General features: G+C 67.0%; 22 protein-coding genes. 15 read left to right on the top strand and 7 right to left on the bottom strand.

The annotated features are described in order from the left end of the window. The first annotated feature begins 7 nt into the window (after positions 1 to 7). The gene (locus MVF96_RS18950) at positions 8 to 1,729 is read left to right on the top strand and encodes a hypothetical protein (RefSeq protein WP_336276201.1); all 1,722 of its coding nucleotides are present in this window, start codon (positions 8 to 10) and stop codon (positions 1,727 to 1,729) included. 283 nt (positions 1,730 to 2,012) lie between these two features. Here MVF96_RS18950 and MVF96_RS18945 read toward each other — a convergent pair whose 3' ends face one another. Continuing rightward, complete coding sequence (locus MVF96_RS18945) at positions 2,013 to 3,257, bottom strand: HNH endonuclease (protein WP_159371378.1); 1,245 nt, start codon at positions 3,255 to 3,257, stop codon at positions 2,013 to 2,015. 428 nt (positions 3,258 to 3,685) lie between these two features. After that, entirely contained in the window at positions 3,686 to 4,306 is a 621-nt protein-coding gene (locus MVF96_RS18940) for a hypothetical protein (RefSeq protein ID WP_238994933.1), read from the bottom strand. Between the two features lie 525 nt (positions 4,307 to 4,831). Here MVF96_RS18940 and MVF96_RS18935 point away from each other — a divergent pair. The 3 genes from MVF96_RS18935 (at position 4,832) to MVF96_RS18925 (ending at position 6,643) form a co-directional block, all read left to right on the top strand. After that, positions 4,832 to 5,026 carry a hypothetical protein gene (locus MVF96_RS18935; RefSeq protein WP_058252431.1) on the top strand — a complete coding sequence of 65 codons (195 nt, stop codon included), beginning with the start codon at positions 4,832 to 4,834 and terminating at the stop codon, positions 5,024 to 5,026. 181 nt (positions 5,027 to 5,207) lie between these two features. Continuing rightward, a complete protein-coding gene (locus MVF96_RS18930) occupies positions 5,208 to 6,095 on the top strand; it encodes a DUF3558 family protein (RefSeq protein WP_058252430.1) in 888 nt (295 codons plus the stop codon). Beyond that, the gene (locus MVF96_RS18925) at positions 6,092 to 6,643 is read left to right on the top strand and encodes a DUF3558 domain-containing protein (protein ID WP_247450040.1); all 552 of its coding nucleotides are present in this window, start codon (positions 6,092 to 6,094) and stop codon (positions 6,641 to 6,643) included. The genes MVF96_RS18930 and MVF96_RS18925 overlap by 4 nt, the downstream gene beginning before the upstream one ends. A 7-nt stretch (positions 6,644 to 6,650) precedes the next feature. Here the strand turns inward: MVF96_RS18925 and MVF96_RS18920 are convergent, their stop codons facing one another. Further along, positions 6,651 to 7,478: an acyl-[acyl-carrier-protein] thioesterase gene (locus MVF96_RS18920; RefSeq protein WP_078114128.1), complete on the bottom strand. Its 828-nt coding sequence runs from the start codon at positions 7,476 to 7,478 to the stop codon at positions 6,651 to 6,653. A gap of 100 nt (positions 7,479 to 7,578) precedes the next feature. On the opposite strand from MVF96_RS18920, the gene MVF96_RS18915 reads away from it, so the two are divergent. From MVF96_RS18915 to MVF96_RS18900, 4 genes are read left to right on the top strand one after another with little or no spacing between them, the layout of a single operon-like run. Beyond that, entirely contained in the window at positions 7,579 to 9,255 is a 1,677-nt protein-coding gene (locus MVF96_RS18915; protein ID WP_247450038.1) for an FAD-dependent oxidoreductase, read from the top strand. A gap of 2 nt (positions 9,256 to 9,257) precedes the next feature. Beyond that, positions 9,258 to 10,532 carry a glycosyltransferase family 4 protein gene (locus MVF96_RS18910; protein WP_078114133.1) on the top strand — a complete coding sequence of 425 codons (1,275 nt, stop codon included), beginning with the start codon at positions 9,258 to 9,260 and terminating at the stop codon, positions 10,530 to 10,532. Beyond that, positions 10,519 to 11,250: a class I SAM-dependent methyltransferase gene (locus tag MVF96_RS18905; protein ID WP_058252426.1), complete on the top strand. Its 732-nt coding sequence runs from the start codon at positions 10,519 to 10,521 to the stop codon at positions 11,248 to 11,250. The genes MVF96_RS18910 and MVF96_RS18905 overlap by 14 nt, the downstream gene beginning before the upstream one ends. 25 nt (positions 11,251 to 11,275) lie before the next feature. Then, complete coding sequence (locus tag MVF96_RS18900; protein WP_058252425.1) at positions 11,276 to 12,331, top strand: prenyltransferase/squalene oxidase repeat-containing protein; 1,056 nt, start codon at positions 11,276 to 11,278, stop codon at positions 12,329 to 12,331. Positions 12,332 to 12,717: 386 nt separating this feature from the next. Here MVF96_RS18900 and MVF96_RS18895 read toward each other — a convergent pair whose 3' ends face one another. Both MVF96_RS18895 and MVF96_RS18890 read right to left on the bottom strand, forming a co-directional pair. Beyond that, a complete protein-coding gene (locus MVF96_RS18895) occupies positions 12,718 to 13,575 on the bottom strand; it encodes an LLM class F420-dependent oxidoreductase (RefSeq protein ID WP_058252424.1) in 858 nt (285 codons plus the stop codon). Positions 13,576 to 13,687: 112 nt separating this feature from the next. After that, entirely contained in the window at positions 13,688 to 14,290 is a 603-nt protein-coding gene (locus MVF96_RS18890; protein WP_171011674.1) for a TetR/AcrR family transcriptional regulator, read from the bottom strand. Positions 14,291 to 14,458: 168 nt separating this feature from the next. On the opposite strand from MVF96_RS18890, the gene MVF96_RS18885 reads away from it, so the two are divergent. The 3 genes from MVF96_RS18885 to MVF96_RS18875 are packed head-to-tail and all read left to right on the top strand — an operon-like array spanning position 14,459 to position 17,537. Then, entirely contained in the window at positions 14,459 to 15,835 is a 1,377-nt protein-coding gene (locus MVF96_RS18885) for a flavin-containing monooxygenase (RefSeq protein ID WP_058252423.1), read from the top strand. Continuing rightward, positions 15,832 to 16,785 carry an alpha/beta hydrolase gene (locus MVF96_RS18880; RefSeq protein ID WP_211538270.1) on the top strand — a complete coding sequence of 318 codons (954 nt, stop codon included), beginning with the start codon at positions 15,832 to 15,834 and terminating at the stop codon, positions 16,783 to 16,785. The genes MVF96_RS18885 and MVF96_RS18880 overlap by 4 nt, the downstream gene beginning before the upstream one ends. Further along, entirely contained in the window at positions 16,782 to 17,537 is a 756-nt protein-coding gene (locus MVF96_RS18875) for an SDR family NAD(P)-dependent oxidoreductase (protein WP_058252421.1), read from the top strand. The genes MVF96_RS18880 and MVF96_RS18875 overlap by 4 nt, the downstream gene beginning before the upstream one ends. A gap of 21 nt (positions 17,538 to 17,558) precedes the next feature. Here the strand turns inward: MVF96_RS18875 and MVF96_RS18870 are convergent, their stop codons facing one another. Then, on the bottom strand, positions 17,559 to 18,257 hold the full coding sequence (locus tag MVF96_RS18870; protein ID WP_211538271.1) for a class I SAM-dependent methyltransferase: 699 nt from the start codon (positions 18,255 to 18,257) through the stop codon (positions 17,559 to 17,561). 50 nt (positions 18,258 to 18,307) lie between these two features. Here MVF96_RS18870 and MVF96_RS18865 point away from each other — a divergent pair, with 50 nt between their 5' ends. From MVF96_RS18865 to MVF96_RS18850, 4 genes are all read left to right on the top strand, one after another. Then, positions 18,308 to 19,282 (top strand): NADPH:quinone oxidoreductase family protein, encoded by a 975-nt coding sequence (locus MVF96_RS18865; RefSeq protein ID WP_211538272.1) that lies wholly within the window; start codon positions 18,308 to 18,310, stop codon positions 19,280 to 19,282. Positions 19,283 to 19,356: 74 nt separating this feature from the next. Next, positions 19,357 to 19,626 carry a DUF2277 domain-containing protein gene (locus tag MVF96_RS18860; RefSeq protein WP_211538273.1) on the top strand — a complete coding sequence of 90 codons (270 nt, stop codon included), beginning with the start codon at positions 19,357 to 19,359 and terminating at the stop codon, positions 19,624 to 19,626. Positions 19,627 to 20,202: 576 nt separating this feature from the next. Further along, complete coding sequence (locus tag MVF96_RS18855) at positions 20,203 to 22,032, top strand: ABC transporter substrate-binding protein/permease (protein WP_211538274.1); 1,830 nt, start codon at positions 20,203 to 20,205, stop codon at positions 22,030 to 22,032. Positions 22,033 to 22,036: 4 nt separating this feature from the next. Further along, on the top strand, positions 22,037 to 22,846 hold the full coding sequence (locus tag MVF96_RS18850) for an amino acid ABC transporter ATP-binding protein (RefSeq protein WP_068971161.1): 810 nt from the start codon (positions 22,037 to 22,039) through the stop codon (positions 22,844 to 22,846). 13 nt (positions 22,847 to 22,859) lie between these two features. On the opposite strand, the gene MVF96_RS18845 is transcribed toward MVF96_RS18850, so the two are convergent. Then, on the bottom strand, positions 22,860 to 23,774 hold the full coding sequence (locus tag MVF96_RS18845) for an amidohydrolase family protein (protein ID WP_211538275.1): 915 nt from the start codon (positions 23,772 to 23,774) through the stop codon (positions 22,860 to 22,862). Between the last annotated feature and the right edge of the window lie 7 nt (positions 23,775 to 23,781).

The following is a 23,781-nucleotide window of genomic DNA, read 5'->3' as shown; positions in this document are numbered from 1 at the left end:
GGGACGGATGACCAGGTTGGGGCGCAGCGGAATTCAGCGATCGGAGAAGGTCGCTCGACGCGAGAACCGGAAGCAGCGGCGGCAGCATCGTGCGATCGCGGGGGCGGCCGCGTTGGCGACCGTAGCCGCGATCGGAGCGGGGCAGGTCGCGGAGCCGACGGTGGCCGAGGCCGCGGTGATACCACCGGCGATCGGCGAACTCGACGACTGGCTGAACGGTTTCAACAGCGGAAACCCGCTCGGCAGTCTGATCTCCGAGATCGGGAACGGCGCGCTCGCCGACATCGCGGAGCAGTGGCGCATCCAGAGCTGCCTGTCCGGCGGCGTCCGGGACGGGGCCGACTGCTCTCAGTCGAGCACCGAGCTCGGCGGCATCGGACTCGCCGTCGTCCTGCCCGACCGCATCGAGGTGGTGCCGGTCGCGATCTACGATCCGGTCAAGCAGGTGTTCGACACCGTGTCCGGTTCGGTCCTCGGCGACATCCTCCGCTTTCTCGGCATCGACCTGCCGCCGACGATGACCGACGGCCCCGCCACCGAGGGCTCGGCGACGGTCGGCGGGAACGGTTTCCAGTTCGCGCTCGCATACCGCGGCGGCGACGCGACTGCGACATCGTATCTGCCGCTGAGCATCGCGACCGCGGGGGCGAGTGACGGACGGACGGCGAGGTCGTTCGCACTGATCGGGATGGCACACGCGTGGAACACCGGACCGCTCGACGTCACGGTCCTCGGCGAGACGATCACGACGATCCCCGGCGTCCAGGGCGTGGGTTGCTATGGCGGCCTCACCGGTGCCTATGCCGACGGCGTCGGAGCCTGCGCGAACGTGCTGGGCACCTTCGACTTCCGGTGGCAGCAACCGAACGGCGAACTCCAGTTCGCGCTCACTGACCCGACAGCGCTGATCGCCGATCCGGGAGGGGTTCTCGGCGGACTCGGCGCCGACGTTCTCGAGGGTCTGCTCGCCGGCGCCCTGAGTGGTTCCGGAATCGACTTCGACGGCGACTGGATGTCGCTTTCCAAGGACTTCGCCCGCCTGAGCATCGGGGGCGACTACGACCTGTTCAGCGGGAACTTCCTCCGGCTGACGAGCGATTACGGATTCACGGCTCCGATCACCGTCGACTGGCTGGGTTCGACCGTCACCTTCCGACCGCTGGTCGAGGTCAACGGCGAGCTCCGGCCGAATCGACTGGGCCTGCCGGTCATCGAATTCGGGCAACTCGACACCGGCGAACTCGTCCCCGTGATCCGCATCCCGAGTTACGAGTTCCCGTTCGGCCTGCCCGCCACCGATCCAATAGACACCGGCGCGTCGAACACTTTGGCGCGCGCGAGCATGTCGGTCGTCGACACATCGGCGGATTCGGCCGCCACCGACGATGAGACCGACGAGGCCGATAGCTACGTCGGCAAGCACCGCTCGGCGGAGAACTCCTACGTCGGCAAGCACCGGACGCCAGAGCCCACCGACTACAGCGGCGTCGAGGGCTCGGATGCCGGCGACGCCGATGCAGCCGAGTCGGGCGGCTCGGACTCCGACAGCGAGGATTCCGGGAACCCGGATTCGGACAGCGTCGATCCCGACGTCTCGGCTCCCGACAGCTCGGATTCCGACGGAGCCGATGCCGACACCTCGGATTCCGACGACACCGACCCCGGGAGCGGGTCGGACTCTAGCGTCGATTCAGATTCCGGCACTGACTCCGGAGATGCCGCGGCCTGATCCGGCAGAGCCGCAAGTTCCGTGCTTCCTGAGCTGAGGGGTGGGTGTTGGCCGACCATGGCTGACCTACCCGCGTGGCCAACGGTTGCTGTCGAGGGCGAGATCGGTGGATTTCATTGCAAGGTCGCCCCCGACCCAACCGGGATGTGTACCGAAAGTGATTGCAAGTGATTGCCTTTCGCTGCAGCATCCCGGTGGGTGGGGTTCGGTTTCACACTGTGGAGTTGTCAAAGATCGTGTGGCATCGGGGTCGATGCCCGAGGGTCTGGTGCGGCGGGGACGGTTAGACGAGTGCGTCGTCGAGTCGCATGGTGCGCCGATTGTAGGCGGGTCGGGGGAGGCGTTTCGGGTCGATGTCGGCGGGTGGGATCAACCAGGGATGCCGGTCCGGGCCCATCACCACCTCCCAGCCGTGGTGATGGACCTGGGTGTGGCAGCGCTGGCAGAGTAGGCAGCCGTTGTCCAGATCCGTCGGTCCGCCGTCGGCCCAGTGGACCAGATGATGCACTTGGGTATGTGCTGCTGGGGCACCGCATTTCACACAACACGCATCCCGCACGACGATCGCCTGACGTAAGTGATGCGGAAACAGTCGTTTCGTCGTTCCCATCCGTAGCGGCACGCCTTCGGCGTCGAGGACGATCTCGGCGACCGCGCCGTCACACGACAACCGGCGCGCCGTCGACGCCGACACCACGCCCACCCACGGCAGACGCGCCGGATCGGCAGCGTCAGCAGGGATGGTGACCAGTAGTTGGGTGCGTGGTGCTCCTGCGGTGGTCATGGCCGCGCCGATCGCGGCCTGATCGAGCAGGAGTTCCAGACCGTCGGCGCGGCGTTGGCCGGCATCGCGGCGGTCGTCGGCGCCGTCGGGTTCGGGGCGTGGGCAGGAGCGTTCGTCGATCATCGTCAAGAATTTTTCCCCGATCACTGCGGTGACGTCTGCGCTGATCGCGACCCGGCCTTCGTCGGTCACCCTGGTGTGCAAGGTGTTCAGCGACGCATCATCGGCCGGCGCGACCGCGTGCGGATCGTCATCGGCGACCCGCATGGCGATGCTCCGGGCGTGAGTGTTGATCTCGGCGGGGGTGGCACCGGAGAAGGCCTGCGCCAGTAGTTCGCTTTCGAACGCCGACAGGTCGTCGTCGGTCAGCGCGGGCGCTGCCTGTTTGTCGATGGACGCGATGCCGCGGACCACGGCATCGACACACTCGGCCGCGAGATACCCGTCGGCGGCGCAGTCGGCGACTTTCGGCAACGATCCCAGTCCGGCGGCGATCCGTGCACCGCGGTGCGCGGCCGTCGGGGGTAGGCCCATCTCGATCAGCCAGGATCGGGTCGTCGACCCAGCTCGCGCCGGTGCCCCCGAATCCTCCAACAGGGCGATGTGGACGGCGATCTGGTGATCGAGGACGTTGCGCAGCACGCGTAGTCCGTCGAGTCGCTCGACTACCAGGCGACCACTCCCGTCGTCGGGCGGGGGTTGCAGACCAATGAGGGTGTCGCGGAGCTCGGTGATCGAGGACATGAGACCAATGTACTCGCCAAGACGTTCGACGACGAGGTTTGTCCACAACCTATCTGCCGTCGAATCAAGCTGTGCGGCAATCTATGTCACACGAACATCAGTGGTGAACCGCAGTGAACCGTGGTGAACAGAAACCCCAGCAGTCACAGGCTGTTGATCGAACAGGGTTGTCATCGCCACTACGCAGCCGACAACAGGAGCGGGTGCGACGCCGAGGATGTGCAACGAAACAGCCGACTGCCCGCGCATTTTCCCTGAGCCCAGCCGAGTCGCACCGCATCGGCAGACGAAAGCGGGTCGCGACCCGGAAGACCGCCGGCTCCGTCATCTGTGCAATCGGATCGGCAACCTGATCAACGCCAACCTGCCATACACCTACGGTCAGTAATCGGAATCCGCGACGTTTCATCCGTCCTCGGTTCCGTGGGTCAGTCGTAGAACGGCTGGCGACCGTAGCGGTCTGCGGTCACGACATCGATGTCGTTTCGCAATGTGAGGTCGCGGATGGTGGCTGTGTTCGCCCCGATCCCGGCCCAGTGAGGATCGGTGTCGCTTGCCAGGCACCAGGCATGGTCAGCGGGCCATACAAAGGCCGGCGGGTCGTGAAACATCGCAGGCGTTTCGTGCGTCAAGGGCTCCTCCCACGCCTTGAGGTCGGACAGTGTGCCGACGTAGAGGTGGTAGCCGCGGTTGGGGATGTACATCCGAGGGCCACCCGGTACAGGAGACACGACACCTGAATAGCCGGCCCAGATCGCGAAGTAGCACTCGTCCGAGCTGCGCGTCGCCGCAGCCAGGGCTCTACACGTCCTGGCGACGATGGCGTGCTCGTAGCCCTCATAGGCGGGCTCTGTGAAGTCCTTGTTCGGAACGCTCTGGTGAGGACGGTCTGGATCCGGTATGAAACGGACCCGTGCGTAGGCCTCGAACTCAGGAGGGCCGAACAGCGCTAGAGCTTTCCAAGCCTGGCCCGACGCGACGTTGTCGGTCGCGTCACGACTTCGTGTGATCCAGTCCGCGGCTGAGACGTCAGCACAGAAACGCAGCATGCCACGACTATGCGCCGGACGGGGTTGCCGCGGCCATCCTTTGTGAGAACGCCGGGGCGTCTCATCTGATGCAATATGCAGTCGATTACTTACCAGGTGAACCAGGTCAGACCAGACTTCGGAGCGAAGCAAGAAGTAGAAACCGCGGCCCTCCACATTCCACCAGAATGGAAGCCGCTGAACGGCATAGACATGTCAGTCGGAGTAGACATGATCGGGTGGACCCGACATCGGTGCCGGCTCCGCCGCGGTCACCGACATCCTCGCCGACCCGCACATGTTCGCGTTGGACGTCCCGGCCGACTCCTCGGGCAGATACATCTGCCGACATCGGACCGTGTGGCTGACGATATGGCTATTCGCTTCGCGGGCAGTTCGATGAGCTGAGAGCAGGGGTCAGACCGCAGAGTCCCTGACCGGAACGGGGGCGATTTTCCGGGCCTGTCGCGACACGCGGCTACCCTGGGCACACGACCCCGGGCCGTTCACGGGCCGATCCGGGTGCAACCGACCAGGGAGGGCATCATGGCCATCGATCGGGACAAGAGCAGAGCGGTGTCGGAGGTCGTGCGTCAGCACCCGGCGATGAGCCTGGTCGCGGTGTCACCGGGCATCGCGGTGTTCGTGACGTTGCTGCTGCTCGACCAGACCTTCTTGGCGATCTTGTTCCTCGTCCTGGCCGTCGGCGGGGGCGCATACCTGCTGACGCGCAAGCGCTGACGGTGTCGCCTGTTCAGCACCCGCGGCGAGCTGGGCGACCCCGCTACAGTGGTGCCCAACGAGCACCCGGCAGGGTTGAAAGCGCGGTGAAGGGAGTCGGCGTCGTGGGCACTGAACCGGGTCGGGGCGCCTGCGCCGGACGGACTCCCGGGTTGCGGACGAGTCGGCTGGGCGGCTGACCATGTCCACCCGCGTCGATGCCTACATCTGGGCCATCCGTCTGACCAAGACCCGATCGGCGGCGGGCGCCGCGTGTCGGGGCGGGCACGTCCGCGTGAACGGGGTGACCGCCAAACCGGCCCAGCCGGTGGTGCCGGGTGACGAGGTCCGCGTACGGCTCGCCGGACGGGAGCGCATCGTCGAGGTCACCAGGACGATCAGTAAGCGGGTGTCGGCGCCGATGGCCGCCGAGTGCTTCATCGACCGGTCTCCGCCGCCGCCGCCGAAGGAGATCCTCGCGAGTCAGCCGCGTCGCGACCGCGGTGCCGGTCGGCCGACGAAACGTGAACGGCGTCAACTGGATCGGCTGCGTGACGGCACATTCCTCATCGCGGTACTGGCGGCGATCACGCTCCTCGTCGGCGCCTGCTCGGACGACGAGCCGACGTCAGATCCAAACACTCCGAACACGCCCGAGGCGCCCGCCCAGGCCGGTTCCGGACCGTTCTTCGGCGAATGCGGCGGCGTGTCCCTCGACGAGGTGGTCCGCATCACCGGGTTCGGTGGACTCACCGAGACCGTGAACAACACTTCGGTGTGCGAATGGGACACGACCGGTTCGCGGACGGGTGCCGTCGCCTCGTTCAACTGGTATCGCGGATCGCCGATCGGTCGTGAGGAGGCGAACGTGAAGTTGTCGCGCGACGTCACCAACAGACTCGTGATCGACGGCCACGAGGGATTCATCGGTTACACGCAATCAGGTCAGATCTGTGAGGTCGGCATCGGTTTCGGCGCGGACTTCTTCGAATGGTCGATCCGCGGCGACGCGGCGACACCACGGCCGATCGAAGAGATCTGTGACGCCGCACGCGAGCTGGCGACGCTGTCGATAGAGCGTGCGTCGTGAAGCGCGCCCTCATCGTGATCACCGCGCTGCTGCTGGGACTGACCGCCCTGGCTGGGTGTGCGCGCACCGTCGACGGTGAGGCGGTGCCGTTGGGGGCCGCGGACCAGTCCGGCAGCAGCGACATCGACACCGACCAGTTCGACCGGCTCTTGCTGGAATGCGATGTGCTACCCGACGCGATGATCGCCGATGTCGTCGCCGGCGGCGGGTTCGCCGAACGGTCGTTCAGCGGGGCCATCTGCCGATGGTTGGTCTCCGGCACCACCGACGTGGTGAGTGTGACGTTCAACTGGTTCGAGTGGGGCAACGTCAACGTGGAGAAGGAGACGGCCAAGAAGCTCGGGTTCCAGACCGAGAACATCAAGGTCGCCAGCCAGTCGGCGTTCACCCAGCGCAGTCCCGACCGGCCGGGCGTCTGCGGTGTGACCGCCCGCGCGCCGAGCCGCGGCATCTTCACCTGGTTCGTCGAACCTCGCAGCGCGCCCCAGGGCGATCCGTGCGCGGCGCCGATCAAGCTGATGGAGTTGCTGCTCCAGGGCGGTCAGTAGAAGTTGCTCACCCCGGGAGCGGCCCGACGACGACGCTGGCCGCGACCACGAGTTCGTCGCCGGTGCCCGGCATCAGCAACCACACGGTGAGCCGGTCGCCCTCGCGCACCCGGCGCAGGACCAGCCGCGTGCCCGGCACGATGGGCCGGAGATACTCGATGACCACCCGGTGCGGAGCGTCGACCAGGTCGGGATGCTCGACCAGTTCGTCCTCGATCGCCTCGAGGTAGGCGGCATTGTTGAGGTGCTTGAACGGGTCGAAGTCGGTGATCCGGAGAACGTGTTCACGGTCGGGGAAGTCGATGTCGGCGGCGTCGGGGGCCTTCTCGGGGTTCATCGACCGCCAGCGAAGGCGGTGCTCGTCGGTCATCGCCGACAGCATCGCGAAGGCGTCGTCGGACAGGCGTGACGGCACGCCCTGCTCGTTGACGTTGATCCAGAACGCCTCGGTCTCGATCAGGCCCGCGGGACGCGGTCGGGGGTTGAACCGGTTTGTCTCGTGCTCGGCGGTGAGGCGCACGCGCATGTTGGTCCAGCGCGTCGACAGGGCACCGCACCAGCGCTGCGCGGTCACCGTACCCGGCCAGGTGATGGGCTCGATGACATCGATGATGGTCCGCCGAACGATCCAGAACGGGTCGGTCGCGCTGAACTCGGTTGCCTCGAGGTTGTCGTTGGCGACGTCCTGCAGGTAGCGGGCCACCGCATCGAGGCGCACACGCATGTCCTGATCGACGTCGCCGGTGCGGACGCGATAGCCCACCTCGTAGAACTGGGCACCAGGCTTGCGATCCGGGAGTGATGCAACCGACACTGCTGGCGTAACCTGGCTCACTCGAGTCCCTCCGATAGGTCGCCGGTATCTTTGCGGCTAAGATACATTCAATCGGAAAAATAGAACACGTTCTACGTGTCGGATCACGAGGAAACAGCAGATGGCGCATGTGATTACCCGCCCATGTTGCAACGATGCCAGTTGCGTCAGCGTGTGTCCGGTGAACTGCATCCACCCCACGCCCGACGAGCCGGAGTTCCTCAGGGCGGAGGCCCTCTACATCGATCCGGAGACCTGCATCGATTGCGGCGCCTGCATCGACGAGTGCCCGGTGGAGGCGATCATCCCCGACGATCAGCTGGACGAGCGTGACGAGCCGTACCTCCAGATCAACGCGGACTACTACAAGGACCACGACGTCGAGGGCGGCCTCGTGCCACCGCGCAAGGCACCCAAGCTGCCCGAGAAGGAACTGCACGTGGCCATCGTGGGTGCCGGGCCGGCGGCCTTCTATGCCGCGGAGGAGCTCGTCCGCAAACCGGCCATCAAGGTCGACATGTTTGACCGGCTGCCGACGCCCTACGGACTCGTGCGCGCCGGGGTCGCACCGGACCACAGCGCCACCAAGGGCGTGGAGAAGACCTTCGCCTCGGTCGCGGCGAAGAAGAACTTCAGCTACTACCTCAATGTCGAGGTCGGCAAGCACATCAGCCACGACGAGCTGGTCGCCCGCTACCACGCGGTGATCTACGCGGTCGGCGCCGCGACCGACAAGCGGCTGGGAATCGAAGGCGAGGATCTGCGCAATTCGGTCGCCGCGACCCAGTTCGTCGCCTGGTACAACGGTCACCCGGACTTCGCCGACCTCGACGTCGATCTGTCGGGCGAGCGGGCCGTCGTGGTCGGCAACGGCAACGTGGCACTCGACGTCGCGCGCATCCTCGTCACCGACCCGGACGAGCTCGCCAAGACCGACATCGCCGACCACGCCCTCGCGAAGCTGCGTGAATCCAACATCTCCGAGGTGGTGCTCCTGGGCCGCCGCGGCGTGGCGCAGGCGGCATACACCAACAGCGAGTTCCTGGCACTCGGTGACGTCGACGGTGTCGACGTCGTCATCGACCCCGACGAGCTGGTCCTCGACCCGGCCTCGGAGGCGGCGCAGTCCGACGACACGCTCGACTCGACGATCGCCACCAAGGTGCGTCTCGCCCGAGAATTCGCCGAGCGTCCGCAGACGCCGGGCAACAAGCGCATCGTGTTCCGGTTCCTCACGTCTCCCGTCGAAATTGCCGGTGACGGGGAAGTGGCTACGCTTACGTGCGTGCGCAACGCCTACGCCGACGCGACCGGGACAGTCGCGGTGACACCCACCGAGGATCGGTTCGACCTCGAGACCGGACTGGTCCTGCGGGCCATCGGTTACCGGGGCGTGCCGGTCACCGACCTACCGTTCGACGAGGGGCACGGCGTCGTCCCCAACACCGAGGGGCGGGTCCAGACCGCGGCCGACGGCGATGTGATGCCCGGCCTGTACGTCACGGGTTGGATCAAGCGAGGAGCGACAGGGGGTATCGGCATGAACCGCATCTGCGGTCAGGAGACCGCGCAGGCGGTCATCGCGGACTTCGTCGCCGCCGCGTTCGACGACCCCTCGACCTCGCGGGACGACGTCGCCGCACTCGTGGCCGACCGCGGCGCCAACCGCATCGACCTCACGGGCTGGAAGGCGATCGACGCCGCCGAGAAGTCCGCGGGCAGGGCCACCGGCCGGGTCCGCACGAAGTTCGTCAGAATCTCCGAGTTCGAGGCGGCTGCCACCGCCGGGGCGCAGTGACCGTGCGCATCGCACTGCTCTCGTACCGAAGCAAGCCGCACTGCGGTGGCCAGGGCGTCTACGTCCGCCACCTCTCCCGCGAACTGGCACTGCTGGGGCACAGCGTCGAGATCTTCTCGGGGCAGCCCTACCCCGAACTGGACCAGGTGGCCATCGACGCCGGGGTCACCGTCACCAAAGTGCCGAGCCTCGGTCTCTACGACGAGCCGGACCCGTTCCGGACGCCTCGTCCGGGCGAGTACCGCGATTGGATCGACGTGCTCGAGGTCGGCTCGATGTGGACGGCGAGCTTCGGCGAACCGCTCACGTTCAGCCTCCGGGTGGCGCGCCTTCTCAAAGAGCGCCGCGACGACTTCGACATCGTGCACGACAACCAGTGCCTCGGTTACGGACTGCTCGACATCCAGAAGGCCGGGTTCCCGCTGATCGCGACGATCCACCACCCCATCACCCGCGACCGCACACTGGCGGTGAAGGCGGCCAAGGGGTGGCGCAAGATCAGTGCCTGGCGGTGGCATTCGTTCCTGCGCATGCAGGGGCGCGTCTCACGCCGTATCCCCGAGCTGCTCACCGTTTCCCGCAGCAGCGAGGTCGACATCCGCAAGGCCTTCGACATCCCGTCGGGTCGGATCACCACCATCCCGCTGGGGGTGGACACCGAGATCTTCACGCCGGCCGCCACGCGCGTTCCCGGACGTATCGTGTGTGTCGCCAGTGCCGACGCGCCGCTGAAGGGTGTCTCGTACCTGCTCGAGGCGGTCGCGAAGCTGTCCTCCGAGCGGGATGTCGAATTGGTACTGGTGTCTAAGTTGGACCCGAACGGTCCGTCCGCCAAGATGATCGAGGATCTGGCGATCGGCGATCGCGTCTCGGTGGTGTCCGGCCTCGAGGACTCCGAGATCGCCGGCCTGCTCGCCTCCGCCGAGGTGGCGTGTGTGCCCTCGTTGTACGAGGGGTTCTCGCTGCCGGCGGTCGAGGCCATGAGTTGCGGAACGCCGCTGGTGGCAACCCGGGCCGGTGCGATCCCCGAGGTCGTCGGCACCGCTGAGGAGGCGGCGTTGCTGGTGCCGCCGCGGGATTCCGGATGCCTGGCGCAGGCGATCGGCCGGCTGCTGGACGATGCCGATCTGCGGACGCGTCTCGGCGACGGTGGTCGTCGACGCGCCGAGGAGCACTACAGCTGGGCAGCAGTGGCCGCGAAGACTGCGGCTCACTACGAAACCGTGCTCGCCGGACATCGGCGGGCAACAGAAGGGACATCGAGTGCTCACAGTTGATTTCGACCGGCTTGGCGTTGGACCGGGCACCAAGGCGATCGACATCGGGGCGGGGCAGGGTAGGCACTCGTTCGAGATGTTCCGTCGTGGCGCGGAGGTCATCGCCTTCGACATGTCCGAGAGCGACATGTCCGACGTCGGTGAGATGTTCGACGCCATGATGGCGGAGGGTCACGTGCCCGCGTCGGCCAAGGCGCGCGCCGAGGTCGGGGATGCGCTTCGACTCCCGTACGCGGACAACAGCTTCGACGTCGTCCTGATGAGCGAGATCCTCGAGCACATCCCGACCGACGAGGGCGCGATCAGTGAGATGGTGCGCGTGCTGAAGCCGGGTGGCGTCGCCGCGGTCACCGTGCCCCGGTACTGGCCGGAGAAGGTGTGCTGGGCCCTGTCGGACGAGTACCACGAGGTCGAGGGCGGACACGTCCGCATCTACAAGGCCTCCGAGCTCGCGGGCAAGTTGCAGCGAGCCGGACTCGAGGTCACCGGCACCGACCACGCCCATGCCCTGCACGCCCCCTACTGGTGGCTGAAATGCGCTGTGGGAGTCGAGAACAACGACAATGTCCTGGTGAAGGGCTACCACCAGCTGTTGGTCTGGGACATGATGAGCAAGCCGTGGCTGACCCGGGTCGGCGAGCAGGTGCTCAACCCGCTCATCGGCAAGTCGGTGGCCCTCTACCTGCGCAAGCCCGAGACCGCCACCGCGTCTTCATGACGGGGGCCTCCAGGACGGGAGCCCCATGACGGCCGTCCCGGCGATCCCCAGTGTGGTCACGGCCGAGCAGATGCGGGCCACCGGTGCCGCGATCGTCGGCATGCAGGAGGCCGACGGTGCGTTGCCGTGGTTCCCGGGCGGGCAGACCGACCCATGGGACCACATCGAATCGGCGATGGCGTTGTCCGTGACCGGGTTTCACTCCGAGGCAGAGGCGGCTTACGAGTGGTCGCGGCGTAAACAGCGCGACGACGGGTCGTGGCCGATCCGCACCGTCGTAGGAAAGGTGGAGGACGCCGGCACCGACAGCAACTTCTGCGCCTACATCGCGGTCGGGGTCTGGCATCACTATCTGATCACCGGTGACGACGCCTTCTTGCAGAAGATGTGGCCGGTGGTCTGGTCGGCGATCGACTGCGTGCTGCGCTTCCAGCGTGAGGACGGTGCGTTCCGCTGGGGCGGCGACCACCGGACCGGAGCGATGTTCGGTGAAGCGCTGATCACCGGGAACGCCAGCATCTTCCAAGCGCTGGACTGCGCGATCCGGATCGCCGGTGAGATGGATCAGCCCGACGCCGACTGGATCGCGGCGCACAGTGTGCTCGGCGACGCGATCCGTGCCGACGTCACGCGTGACGAGTGGCAGACCTTCACCCCGCCGTCCGAACACTCCATGGACTGGTACTACCCGATCCTCGGCGGCGCCGTCCGCGGACGCGACGGGCAGGAACTCATCGCGCGGCGGTGGGAACAGTTCGTGGTGCCCGGCAAGGGTGTTCGCTGCGTCGACCATCGTCCCTGGGTCACCGGCGCCGAGACCTGTGAGCTGGCACTGGCACTCGATGCCCTCGGTGACACCGCCGATGCCATCGAGCTCATCGCGTCGATTCAGCATCTGCGCGATCCGGACGGATCGTATTGGACCGGACTGGTTTTCGCCGATGGCAAACGCTGGCCCGTGGAGAAGAGCTGCTGGACCTCGGCGGCTGTGATCCTGGCGGCCGATGCGGTGAGCCGCACCAGCGTGGCCAACGGGATCTTCCGGGACGTCCGCCAGCGGCTCGTCGCACCGACTCCCTGAGCCGGCTGCGGAGGGCGCGGCCATCCGCGCTCCCTGAGGAGCGCGTCGAGGTCGACGAGAGCCACGAAGGGGTGGCGACGTCATCTCACCAGGACCCTTCGTGACGCGCCCTCCGCAAGCTCCGGGCGCTCCTCAGGGAGCAGGGGTTGACGCGCCCTCCGCAAGCTCCGGGCGCTCCTCAGGGAGCAGGGGTTGACGCGCCCTCCGCAAGCTCCGGCTCCTCAGGGAGCAGGGGTTGACGCGCCCTCCGCAAGCTCCGGCTCCTCAGGGAGCAGGGGTTGACGCGCCCTCCGCAAGCTCCGGCCTCCTCAGGGAACAAGAGCCAGGTGGTTCTTTCGACTCAGGGAGCGGGGGTGGGTCGCTTCGCTCGCACCTCCCACAACGGCCTACACGACCGCCGGGGTGATGCCGAGCTTGCCGGCCAGCTTGGCGAGGTAGCCGCTCGCGCGCTCGACCGAGTCGTCGGGGAGGCCGTACAGCACTGTCGTGACCCCGATCTCGCGCCACTTCTCGAGCTTCTCGGGTACCGGCCGGAAGTCGAGGACGACGATCTCGGGGTCGCCCGCACGACCGGCGTCGGACCAGATCTGCTTGAGCAACGACACCGACCCCTCGATGTCCTCCTCGCCGGGTGTGGTGATCCAGCCGTCGGCGCTGCGCGCGATCCACTTGAAGTTCTTCTCGTTGCCTGCCGCGCCCACCTGGACCGGGATGTGCGACTGCGTCGATTTGGGCCACGCCCAGCTGGGGCCGAAATTCACGAACTCGCCCGCGAACTCGGCCTCTTCCTTAGTCCAGAGCGCGGTCATCGCCTCGAGGTACTCGCGCAGCATCGTCCGCCTGCGCTTCGGCGGGACGTTGTGGTCGGCGAGTTCGTCCAGATTCCAACCGAATCCGACGCCGAGGGTGACCCTTCCGTTCGAGATGTGGTCGAGCGTCGCAATGGTCTTGGCGAGCGTGATGGGGTCGGACTGCACCGGCAGTGCGACCGCGGTGGCGAGCCGGATGCGTTCGGTGACGGCCGCGGCGGCGGCGAGTGACGTCCAGGGATCGAGGGTGCGCATGTAGCGCTCGTCGGGCAGGGTCTCGTCACCGGTGCGGGGATGCGCGGCGTCGCGTCGAGTCGGGATGTGGCCGTGCTCGGGAACGTAGTACGACGCGAAACCTGCGTCCTCGATGAGCGGGGCCAGGACGTGGGGCTTGAGCCCGCGGTCGCTGGTGAACTGCACGATCCCGAAATCCATGGGGCCCTCCGACGGCGTCGTTCGGTCGTCCGCGTTTTCCGGACGGTTGACTGGACACTAGTCTAGGTGATCGGCGTCACCCAGGCCAGAGGGCATCGGGGGCCTCACCGACTCATCCCTGCGGGTCGGTGGCCAGACCCGGCATGACGAACCGCTCGAGATGGCGTCGGACCTGCCGCGCGTCGTCGATGTCGAGGGCCTCACCCGGGGAGGTGCCGAGGCTGATCAGGACGCGCGCAACCCATTCGGACACCTCGTACGGATCGTGCGCGGGGTGTATCTCCCCGCGGGCGGCGGCCTGTTCGACGAACGGAAACCAGAACGCTGCCAGGTCGGGAACCAGCTTGACGACACCGACACCGGCGCATTCGGCGAACTCCGTGGGTTCCTCCGTGCGGAGTCGGAGCAGCAGCGTGCCCGGGTCGTCGTAGGCACCCCGGCCGATCCGGACGCCGGCGGTGAGTTGCCCGACCAGGTCGGGGATGGCGTCGAGTTCGGCCCGGGCGTCGCGCCAGAACGACTCGGTGAGACGGACGATGGTCGCGCCGATCATGGACGGTTTGTCCGGATAGTGCCGATACAGCCACGCGCGGGACACGCCTGCCGACTCCGCGACCTGCTGCATGGTGGTCGCCCGGATTCCCTTGTCGGCGAGCAGCTTCTGCGTGGCGTCGAGCAGTCGTTCGTGGACCGTCGTGGTCGAGGCCTCGGTCACTGACTCCTCCTGTGGTCGTGGTCGGTGCGCGCCGCGTCCCCACATCCACATGTCTGCTCAGGAGGGCGCTGCGTAGACAGTTCGCGGATTCTGTGTACACGATACGTCTCATCGTGTAGACACAAATCAGATTGTGTCTACATCCAACGGGTCCACCGAGGGGGCAGTGTGCCTTTACCAACCACCGCGATCATCGGCGCCGGTATCAGCGGGCTGACCGCCGGCAAGATGCTCACCGACTACGGCGTGCCGTACACCTGCTTCGAGAGTTCGGACCGGGTCGGGGGCAACTGGGCCTTCGGCAACCCGAACGGTCACAGCAGTGCCTACCGGTCGCTGCACATCGACACCTCGAAACACCAGTTGTCGTTCCGCGACTTCCCGATGCCCGACGAGTATCCCGACTTCCCGCACCACACCCAGGTCAAGGCCTACCTGGACTCCTACGCCGAGGCCTTCGACCTCTACTCCTCGATCGAGTTCACCAACGGAATCGAGCATGCGACCCGACTGGACGGGGGCGGCTGGGAACTGGAGACCCAGGGCGGTGAGCGCAGGCGGTTCGACCTGCTGGTGGTGGCGAACGGCCATCACTGGGATCCGCGCTGGCCCGATTTCCCGGGCGAGTTCGACGGAATCGAGATGCACGCCCACCACTACATCGATCCGCGTACCCCGCACGATTTCACGGGTAAGCGCATCCTCGTCGTCGGCCTGGGTAACAGTGCCGCCGACATCGCCGTCGAACTGTCGTCGAAGGCGCTGGACAACAAGCTGACCCTCTCCACGCGGTCGGGAGCGTGGATCGTGCCGAAATACTTCGGGGGCAAGCCCGCCGACAAGTACTACCGGTCGACGCCGTATCTGCCGACGTCGTGGCAGCGCAAGTTCGTCCAGGTCATGCAACCCGTGACCGCCGGCCGGCCGGAGGATTACGGTCTGCCGACACCGAATCACAAGTTCTTTGAGGCACATCCGACGCAGTCGGTGGAACTGCCACTGCGACTGGGCTCGGGCGACGTGACCCCCAAGCCCAACATCAGCCGGTTCGACGGGTCCACGGTCCACTTCGACGACGGGACCGCCGACGACTTCGACATCATCATCTACGCAACGGGTTACAACATCACGTTCCCGTTCTTCGACCCGAACTTCATCAGTGCGCCCGACAATCGGATCGACCTCTACAAGCGCATGTTCTACCCGGGAATCGACGACCTCGTCTTCGCCGGTTTCGCGCAGGCGGTTCCGACGCTGTTTCCCTTCGTGGAATGCCAGGCGCGGCTGATCGGGGCCTACGCCACGGGTCACTACCGGCTCCCGTCGGTACCGGAGATGCGGCAGACGATCGAGGCGGACATGCAGTACTACACCGGACACATGCTCGACCGCCCGCGGCACACGCAGCAACTCGATCACTATCTCTACGAACACAACATGCGGACCAAGGAGATTCCGGCGGGGATCCGGCGGGCCCACCAGCAGGGGCCGCCGACGTGGGCCGGGGTGGCCGACGATCTGGTCTCGAAGGGAGCATCCGCATGACCATTTCAAATGGTGCGACCACCGTACGCTTCCGATCGTCCGACGCCGACTGCGACGCCTGGTTCTTTCCGGGCGCGGAGTCTTCGCCGTTCGAGATCGACGGCAAGCGCCCCGTCGTCGTGATGGCGCACGGTTTCGCGGGGACCAAGGACTCGGGTCTGGCGCCCTATGCGCAACGGTTCGCCGACGCGGGGTTGGCCGTGTTCGCGTTCGACTACCGCGGCTTCGGGCTGTCCGGTGGCGAACCGCGACAGTCGATTTCGCTGGAACGGCAGGCCGACGACTACCGCGCCGCGATCGGCGCCGCCAAGAAACAGCCGGGAGTGGACCCGGAACGGATCATCCTCTGGGGAGTGTCGCAATCCGGCGGGCATGCGCTGACCGTGGCGGCCGACCGGACCGACGTGGCCGCGGTGATCGCGGTGGTGCCACTGGTCAATGGGCTCGCCGCCGGTCGCGTCGCCTACGCCCAGGTCGGCGGGGCGGCGATCGCCCGCTCGACCGCCACGGCAGTGGCCAGTTCGGTGGGTCGACGGCTGGGCCGGGGTCCGAAGATGTTGCGGGTCGTCGGCGAACCCGGCGACGTGGGCGCCGCGCTGACCGCACCAGGGTTTCTGGAGAGCTACCGCGCGATCGCGGGGCCGTCGTGGCGCAACGAGGTCGACGCCTCGGTCGGTCTCGAGATCGGCTCGTTCCGAGTCGACAAGCACGCCGCGCGCGTCGATGCCCCGGTGCTGTTCCAGATCGCCGACTTCGATTCCGCCGCACCGCCGTACGCGGCGTCGAAGACCGCGTTCAAAGCTCACGCCGAAGTGCGCCACTACCCGTGCGACCATTTCGACATCTTCGCGGGCAACGACTTCTTCGAGCTCTGCGTCACGCACGAGATCGGTTTCCTGCGCCGTCATCTGGCATCGAACGCCGACGTTGTGGAAGCGGCTACGCGATGAACCGGGCGGTCGTGATCGGGGGTGCCTCGGGGATCGGACTGGCCACCGTCGACGCGTTCGTCGGCGAGGGGATGCAGGTGGTGGTGGCCGACCGCGACGTCGAACGTGCCGAGCAGGTGGCGGCGACGCGCGACGGGGCGCGGGCGGTGCACATGGACGTGACCGACGAGGACTCGGTCGCAGCGACTTTCGCCGGCATCGGCGACTTCGACACGGTGGTGAACTGTGCCGGACTGTCGAATCCGGGTGCGCTGACCGAACTCGAACTCGATGCCTGGCGCAACACCGTCGACATCTGTCTGACCGGAACGTTCCTCGTGATCAAACACGCCGGCGCCCGGATCGCCGAGGGCGGATCGATCACCTGCATCGCCTCACTCAACGGCCGCCAACCGGGCGCCGGGATGGGGGCGTACTGCGCGTCGAAAGCCGGTGTGCTGATGCTCGTCGAGGTGGCCGCACTCGAACTCGCCGACCGTCGGGTGCGGGTCAACGCGGTGTCGCCGGGGCTTGTGATGACCCCGCTGACCGAGGGCATCGGCTTCGTACCGGGCCTCACCGAGGACTACCTCGACAACACCCCACTGGGCCGGAGCGGAGAACCCGCCGAGATCGCCGACACCGTAGCCTTTCTCGCCTCCGACAAGGCGCGTTGGATCACCGGTGCCGCCTTCGACGTCAACGGCGGTGCGCACCTGAAGCGCTATCCCGACGTGCTCGGCAAGGTGCGGGCGCTGGCCGGCGAGGCCTGACGCTGACGGCCTCCGACGTGGTCAGGCTTTCCGCGGTAGCGGTGCGCCCACCTCGCCCGAGTCGCGGCGGAGGACGCGCAGCGATCCCTCCGCCCGCACCTCGGTGAACTGTCCGGTTTCCAGTGCCTGGCAATAGATCTCGTACGGCGGGCGGCCGCCGTCGGCGGGGTCGGGGAAGACGTCGTGGATGAGCAGGGCCCCGCCGATGCGCACCCACGGCGCCCAGCCGTCGAGGTCGGTCTGCGCCGCCTCCATGCTGTGGCCGCCGTCGATGAAGACGAAATCCGCCGGTCGGCCCCAGACCTTAGCGGCGACGGCCGACGGGGCGAGCAACCCGACGACGGTGTTGTCGAGCCTGGCGTCGAACATGGTGCGGCGGAAGCGTGCCGAGGTGTCGAGCGTCCCGGTGTGTGCGTCGACGAGGGATTCGTCGTGGTACTCCCAACCGGGCTGGTGTTCCTCGGAACCGCGGTGATGGTCGACGGTCACGATGACGGCGTCGTTCGCTTCGCCGGCCGATCCCAGGAAGACGGTGGATTTCCCGCAGTAGGTACCGATCTCCACGCCGACCTTCGTCGAATCAGGTTGGGACAGATATTCTCCGGCGATCTCGAAGAGCGTCTGGGCCTCGTCGAGCGGCATGAATCCGGGTGCCTCGTCCGCGACGCGGAGGCGGTCGGGGGAGGGTGCGTTCGGCGACTGTGCCGCAGGTTGTGACATGGCATCAGATCCTATCGGGTGTGTGACGGTCGCCGCGTAGGGTGAGCCGTATGAAAGCTCAGGTACTCACCGCAGAGACAGGCCCGTCCGGACTCGAGTTGCAGGACGTTCCCGATCCCACCCCGGCCGACGGCCAGGTCGTCGTCGACGTGAAGTCGTGCGGCGTGTGCTTCCCCGACGTGCTGATGAGTCAGGGCAAGTACCAGCTGCGCGTGCCGACGCCGTTCACGCCGGGTACCGAGGTCGCCGGCGTGGTGCGCTCGGCTCCCGAGGGTGCCTCGGTGAAGGTCGGGGACAAGGTGCTCGTGGCGTCGATCGTCGGCGGATTCGCCGAACAGGTCGCGGCCGCGCCCGAACAGCTCCTGCCGCTTCCCGACGGGCTGTCCTTCGAGCAGGGCTCGGCCATGGGCATCAACTACCAGACCGCCTTGTTCGCGCTGAAGACCCGTGCGCACACCCAGCCCGGTGAGGTGGTCGGCGTGCTCGGCGCCGCCGGCGGCGTCGGGACCGCGTCGATCATGGTCGCCAAGGCGATGGGCGCGAAGGTCATCGCCATCGTCCACCGGAAGGGTGCCGAGGACCTGCTGCGCAGCGCCGGGGCCGACGAGATCGTCCAGCTCGAGGAGGGCTGGGGTACCAAGCTCAAGGAGATCGTCCCCAAGGGCGTCGACGTGATGATCGACCCGTCGGGCGGCGAGGTGTTCGACGAGGCACTCCGTCAGGTCGCCCCCGATGGCCGCTACGTCGTGGTGGGCTTCGCGGCCGGTGGCATCCCGACCGTCAAACTCAATCGAGTCCTGTTCCGCAACATCGCCGTCGTCGGGGCCGCGTGGGGCGAGTACGTGCGCACCCATCCGGAACTGAATCTGCCCGCGAAGCTGCACGAAGAGCTGTCGAAGATGATCGCCGACGGGATGGAACCCCAGGTCAACGTGACCTACACGCTGGATCAACTGCCGGAAGCGTTGACCGATCTGGCCGAAGGGCGGATTCTGGGGAAAGCGGTGGTCAAGATCGGCGAGTAGGCCCTCGGCGGGTCGGCCGGTTGCGAGGTCGCATCGCCTTCCGCCCAGCGCGTCCGTCATCGAAGGGATCTGCCATGTGCCGCAACATCACCGAACTCCGCGGACTCGAACCGCCGGCCACCGAGGACGAGATCGAGGCGGCCGCGCGGCAGTACGTGCGCAAGGTGAGTGGAGTTCGCAACCCATCGCCGGCGAATGCGGAGGCCTTCGAGGCCGCGGTGGTCGCCGTGACCGCGGCTACCCGCACGCTGCTCGACGTCTTGCCCGAGCGTCGTCAGCCGCCGAAGACGGTGCCCCCGCTCCGGCGCCCCGAGGTGCAGGCGCGGATTGCCGCTCGGGGCTGAGGAGTCCCACACAGGTTCAGCAGTAGGTATCGCGAGGCGATACCTACTGCTGAACTCGTCCTGAGGTGGTGGAGCCTACGAGCCGGCGGCTTCGTCACTGCCGGTGACGATCATTTCCGCGAAGTCCCACAACAGATTGTCGAAAGCCTCGATTGCGTAGAAGATTGCAGACAGCATGATATTTCCCGCTTTCACTTCGAATTCGACAGTGGACGCAGGCCGCAACAAAGGCGCACGTCGGCGGCCCGTGGGATAGCGGGATGGGTGCCAGATGATCAAGAGGGGGTTGATTTCTGGCGCGGTGAAGAAATGATGTTACAAATCCCGAATCCCTGTATCATTGGTAGCACGCGAATCGTTTTCCGACAAGCAATTGGCAAATTCCGATAGAGAAGTATCGGCGTCGACCCCACGCAAGTGTCCCCGATGATCGGCGTGAGATGGCCAGGCCGACGGTGGCCTCCGCAGCGCGCCTCGCAGGCGCCCCGTGACGACGACGATCCCCAGCTCAACCGGGTTAAACCCACCGGCGAGCAAAAATTTGGGACACCTCCTGCGCGTGGGGATAGTGTCGACATGGTGTCCAACCACCGATCCCATCGCGCCCGACGGGCCGCGCCGCGCGCCGTGCGCGTCGTCGCGCTGGCACTGACGGTCGCCATCGTCGGCCTGCTGACCATCCTCGGCGGACCTGCGCCACGAGCCCAGGCGGCTCCCGCCGACAGCTGTGCGCCCGCTGGACTCGCGTCGGCCTCGGCCGCGCCGGTCAACCTCGCCGCAGCCGATCAGGGCGGTGAGGACCGCTACACCACCAAGTCCACCACGCCGCTCGACCAGATCGACGTGAGTCGTCTCGAGTTGCTGTCGCCCGGCAAGATCTCCGTCGGCACGCTGTCGGACGCCGGACCGAGCATCTGCGTCAACGGCGCGGGCGACTTCACCGGCTTCGACAACGAACTCCTCAAGGCCGTCGCCGTGAAGCTGGGTCTGCAGATCGAGTTCAACGGCACCGAGTTCGCCGGCCTGCTGTCCCAGGTCGCCAACAACCGCTTCGACGTCGGGTCGTCGTCGATCACCACCACCGACGACCGGCGCAAGACCGTCGACTTCACCAACGGCTACGACTTCGGCTACTTCTCACTCGTGGCGCCGACCGACGGGGCGATCAAGGGCTTTGGCGACCTCTCCGACTCGACGCGCATCGCCGTGGTCCAGGGCACCGTCCAGGACGACTACGTCGTCAACACCCTGGGCCTCGACCCGGTGAAGTTTCCGGACTACGCCACCGCCTACGCCAACCTCCGGAGCGGTCAGGTCGACGCCTGGGTCGCACCGTCGCAGCAGGCGGAGGGTGCGGTCCGAGAGGGCGACGGCACCGCGATCGTCGAGAACACCTTCAGCGTCAACAACTTCGTCGCGTGGGCCGTCGGCAAGAACAAGCCGCGGCTCACCGAGGCCCTGAACTCCGGACTCGACGCCATCATCGCCGACGGCACGTATGCCGACCTCTACGTCGACTGGGTGCCGCGCGAGCTACCCGAGGGGTGGAAGCCGGGCAGCAAGGCCGCGCCCGCGCCCGAACTCCCCGACATCGCCGCCATCGCCGCCGAGAACGCGGAGAAGGCGGGCCCGGCCGAGGAGACCGCGCCCAAGAGCACCCTGGAACAGCTCGGCGACACCTTCTTCAACTGGGATCTCTACAAGGAGTCGTTCCCGGAGCTGATCAAGACCGGGCTCGTGAACACCTTGATCCTGTCCGTGGTGTCCGGGGTGCTCGGCACCATCCTGGGCATGATCCTGGCGCTCTGCGGCATCTCCCGGTCGCGGTGGCTGCGCTGGCCGGCGCGCGTCTACACCGATATCTTCCGCGGACTGCCCGCCGTCGTCGTCATCCTGATCGTCGGACTCGGTGTGGGCCCGGTGGTCAAGGGCATCACCGGCAACAACCCGTACTGGCTCGGGGCGGTCGCCCTGGCCCTGCTCGCCGCGGCCTACATCGGCGAGATCTTCCGGTCCGGAATCCAGAGCGTCGACGACGGGCAACTCGAGGCCTCGCGGGCCATCGGGTTCAGCTATCGGCAGTCGATGCGTCTGGTGGTGGTGCCGCAGGGCGTGCGGCGGGTGCTCCCGGCGCTGATGAACCAGTTCATCAGCCTGATCAAGGACAGCTCGCTGGTGTACTTCCTCGGGTTGCTGGCCAGCCAGCGGGAGCTGTTCGCGGTCGGCCGCGACCTGAACGCGCAGACGGGCAACCTCTCGCCCCTCGTCGCCGCGGGAATCATGTACCTGATCCTCACGATCCCGCTGACGCACCTGGTCAACTACATCGACCGGCGCCTGCGCACCGGACGTCCCACCGACGTCCAGGACGACCCGCTGCCCCCGACCGTCGTCGAGAAGGGATAGGTCCATGCCTGATCTCAACAAGTCCGAGACCGACACCGAGGGCTCCCAGACGCCGGGCTCCCGGACGCCGAGTGCGACCGCCACCCGGACGGCCGTCTCGCTCACCGGCACCGACCTGCACCTGTCCTTCGGCAAGCACCACGTGTTGCGGGGCGTCGACATCCAGGTCGACGCCGGCACCACGACGACGGTCATCGGACCGTCGGGCTCGGGCAAGTCCACTCTCCTGCGCGTGCTGAACCGGCTGCACGAACCCGACCAGGGCGACATCCTGCTCGACGGCCGGTCGGTCCTGAAGGACAACCCGGACGAACTCCGACGCCGGATCGGCATGGTGTTCCAGCACTTCAACCTGTTCCCGCACAAGAGCGTCGTCGACAATGTCGCGCTCGGACCGCGCAAGCTGAAGGGGCTGAGCAAGGACGAGGCCCGCGAGGTCGCGCTCCGTCAGCTCGAGATCGTCGGGCTGACCAACAAGGCCGATGTGCGCCCGGCACGCCTCTCCGGCGGCCAGCAGCAGCGGGTGGCCATCGCCCGTGCGCTCGCCATGACCCCCGAGGTCATGTTCTTCGACGAGGCGACCTCCGCCCTCGACCCGGAACTGGTCAAGGGGATCCTCGCGCTCATGGCCGACCTTGCCAGCGAGGGGATGACCATGGTGGTCGTCACCCACGAGATGGGCTTCGCGCGCAACGTCTCCGACAACGTGCTGTTCATGGATCACGGTGCCGTCGTGGAGACCGGGCGTCCGGAACAGGTCTTCGACGACGCGACGTCGGATCGGCTGCGGGCGTTCCTGTCCCAGGTGCTGTAGGCGCTCGCCCCGGTCAGCCGATCCCGAAGAGCCTGGAGCCGTTGCGGTAGAACACGTCTCGGAGCCACTCGGCCCCGAGGTCGAGGCGGATGATCGCCTCGAGGGCGTGGGTGTAGCCGTAGGGGATGTTCGGGAAGTCGCTGCCGAACAAGATCTTGTCGCCGGCGTCGGCCAGTCGCGGCAGGTAGTCCGACGGGAACGGGGCGTCCTCTTCGGCGAAGTCGGTGAACGCCATCGTGGTGTCCAGGCGCACGTTGGGGTACTCCAACGCGAGGTCGAGGAACGCGGTGTACTCGGGCATCCCCATGTGCGCGACGATCAGTGGCAACGACGGAAACCGGTGCAGCAGTTCGCGGATGGGGTCGGGTCCGGTGTACGTCCCCGGGGCGGGCCCGGAACCGCAGTGGATGATGACCGGAACCTGGGAGTCGGCGATCTGCGACCACACCCCGTCGAGCAGCGAATCCGTCGGGGCGAAGTCGCCGACCTGGATGTGGCATTTGAAGACCTGCGTGCCGGCTTGGATGGCGCGGGAGACGTAGGTGTGGGCGGACTCCTCGGGATAGAACGTCGCCGTGTGCAGGCAGTCGTCGTGGTTGGCGGCGAAGTCGTGCGCCCAGCCGTTCAGCCACTCGGCCATGTTCGGTTTGTGTGGATAGACCAGGGACGAGTAGGCCCGCACCCCGAAGTCGCGCAGGGTGGCGACGCGGACGTCCTCGTCGGCGCGGTAGGTGATCGGCCACTCCCGTCCGACCAACGGCCCGACGGCATCGAAATAGGCCCACACCTTGTCCATCACCGGTCGCGGCATGAAGTGGGTGTGGACGTCGACGATGCCCGGCAGGCCCAGCTCGGCAGAGATCGCGCGCACCTGCCGCGCCTCGTCGGTGCTGAACGGCTCGGGGGCTTCGGGGACGGCACTGTTCACCCGAGTG

This window comes from Gordonia hongkongensis (assembly GCF_023078355.1).
Classification (GTDB): Bacteria; Actinomycetota; Actinomycetes; order Mycobacteriales; family Mycobacteriaceae; genus Gordonia; species Gordonia hongkongensis.
This window is presented reverse-complemented; position numbering and strand designations above follow the sequence as displayed.

Coding starts and splice junctions, on each gene's coding strand:
- MVF96_RS18950 (WP_336276201.1), top strand. CDS start 8: ATGACCAGGTTGGGGCGCAGCGGAATTCAGCGATCGGAGAAGGTCGCT.
- MVF96_RS18945 (WP_159371378.1), bottom strand. CDS start 3,257: ATGTCCTCGATCACCGAGCTCCGCGACACCCTCATTGGTCTGCAACCC.
- MVF96_RS18940 (WP_238994933.1), bottom strand. CDS start 4,306: ATGCTGCGTTTCTGTGCTGACGTCTCAGCCGCGGACTGGATCACACGA.
- MVF96_RS18935 (WP_058252431.1), top strand. CDS start 4,832: ATGGCCATCGATCGGGACAAGAGCAGAGCGGTGTCGGAGGTCGTGCGT.
- MVF96_RS18930 (WP_058252430.1), top strand. CDS start 5,208: ATGTCCACCCGCGTCGATGCCTACATCTGGGCCATCCGTCTGACCAAG.
- MVF96_RS18915 (WP_247450038.1), top strand. CDS start 7,579: ATGGCGCATGTGATTACCCGCCCATGTTGCAACGATGCCAGTTGCGTC.
- MVF96_RS18900 (WP_058252425.1), top strand. CDS start 11,276: ATGACGGCCGTCCCGGCGATCCCCAGTGTGGTCACGGCCGAGCAGATG.
- MVF96_RS18895 (WP_058252424.1), bottom strand. CDS start 13,575: ATGGATTTCGGGATCGTGCAGTTCACCAGCGACCGCGGGCTCAAGCCC.
- MVF96_RS18880 (WP_211538270.1), top strand. CDS start 15,832: ATGACCATTTCAAATGGTGCGACCACCGTACGCTTCCGATCGTCCGAC.
- MVF96_RS18875 (WP_058252421.1), top strand. CDS start 16,782: ATGAACCGGGCGGTCGTGATCGGGGGTGCCTCGGGGATCGGACTGGCC.
- MVF96_RS18870 (WP_211538271.1), bottom strand. CDS start 18,257: ATGTCACAACCTGCGGCACAGTCGCCGAACGCACCCTCCCCCGACCGC.
- MVF96_RS18865 (WP_211538272.1), top strand. CDS start 18,308: ATGAAAGCTCAGGTACTCACCGCAGAGACAGGCCCGTCCGGACTCGAG.
- MVF96_RS18860 (WP_211538273.1), top strand. CDS start 19,357: ATGTGCCGCAACATCACCGAACTCCGCGGACTCGAACCGCCGGCCACC.
- MVF96_RS18855 (WP_211538274.1), top strand. CDS start 20,203: ATGGTGTCCAACCACCGATCCCATCGCGCCCGACGGGCCGCGCCGCGC.
- MVF96_RS18850 (WP_068971161.1), top strand. CDS start 22,037: ATGCCTGATCTCAACAAGTCCGAGACCGACACCGAGGGCTCCCAGACG.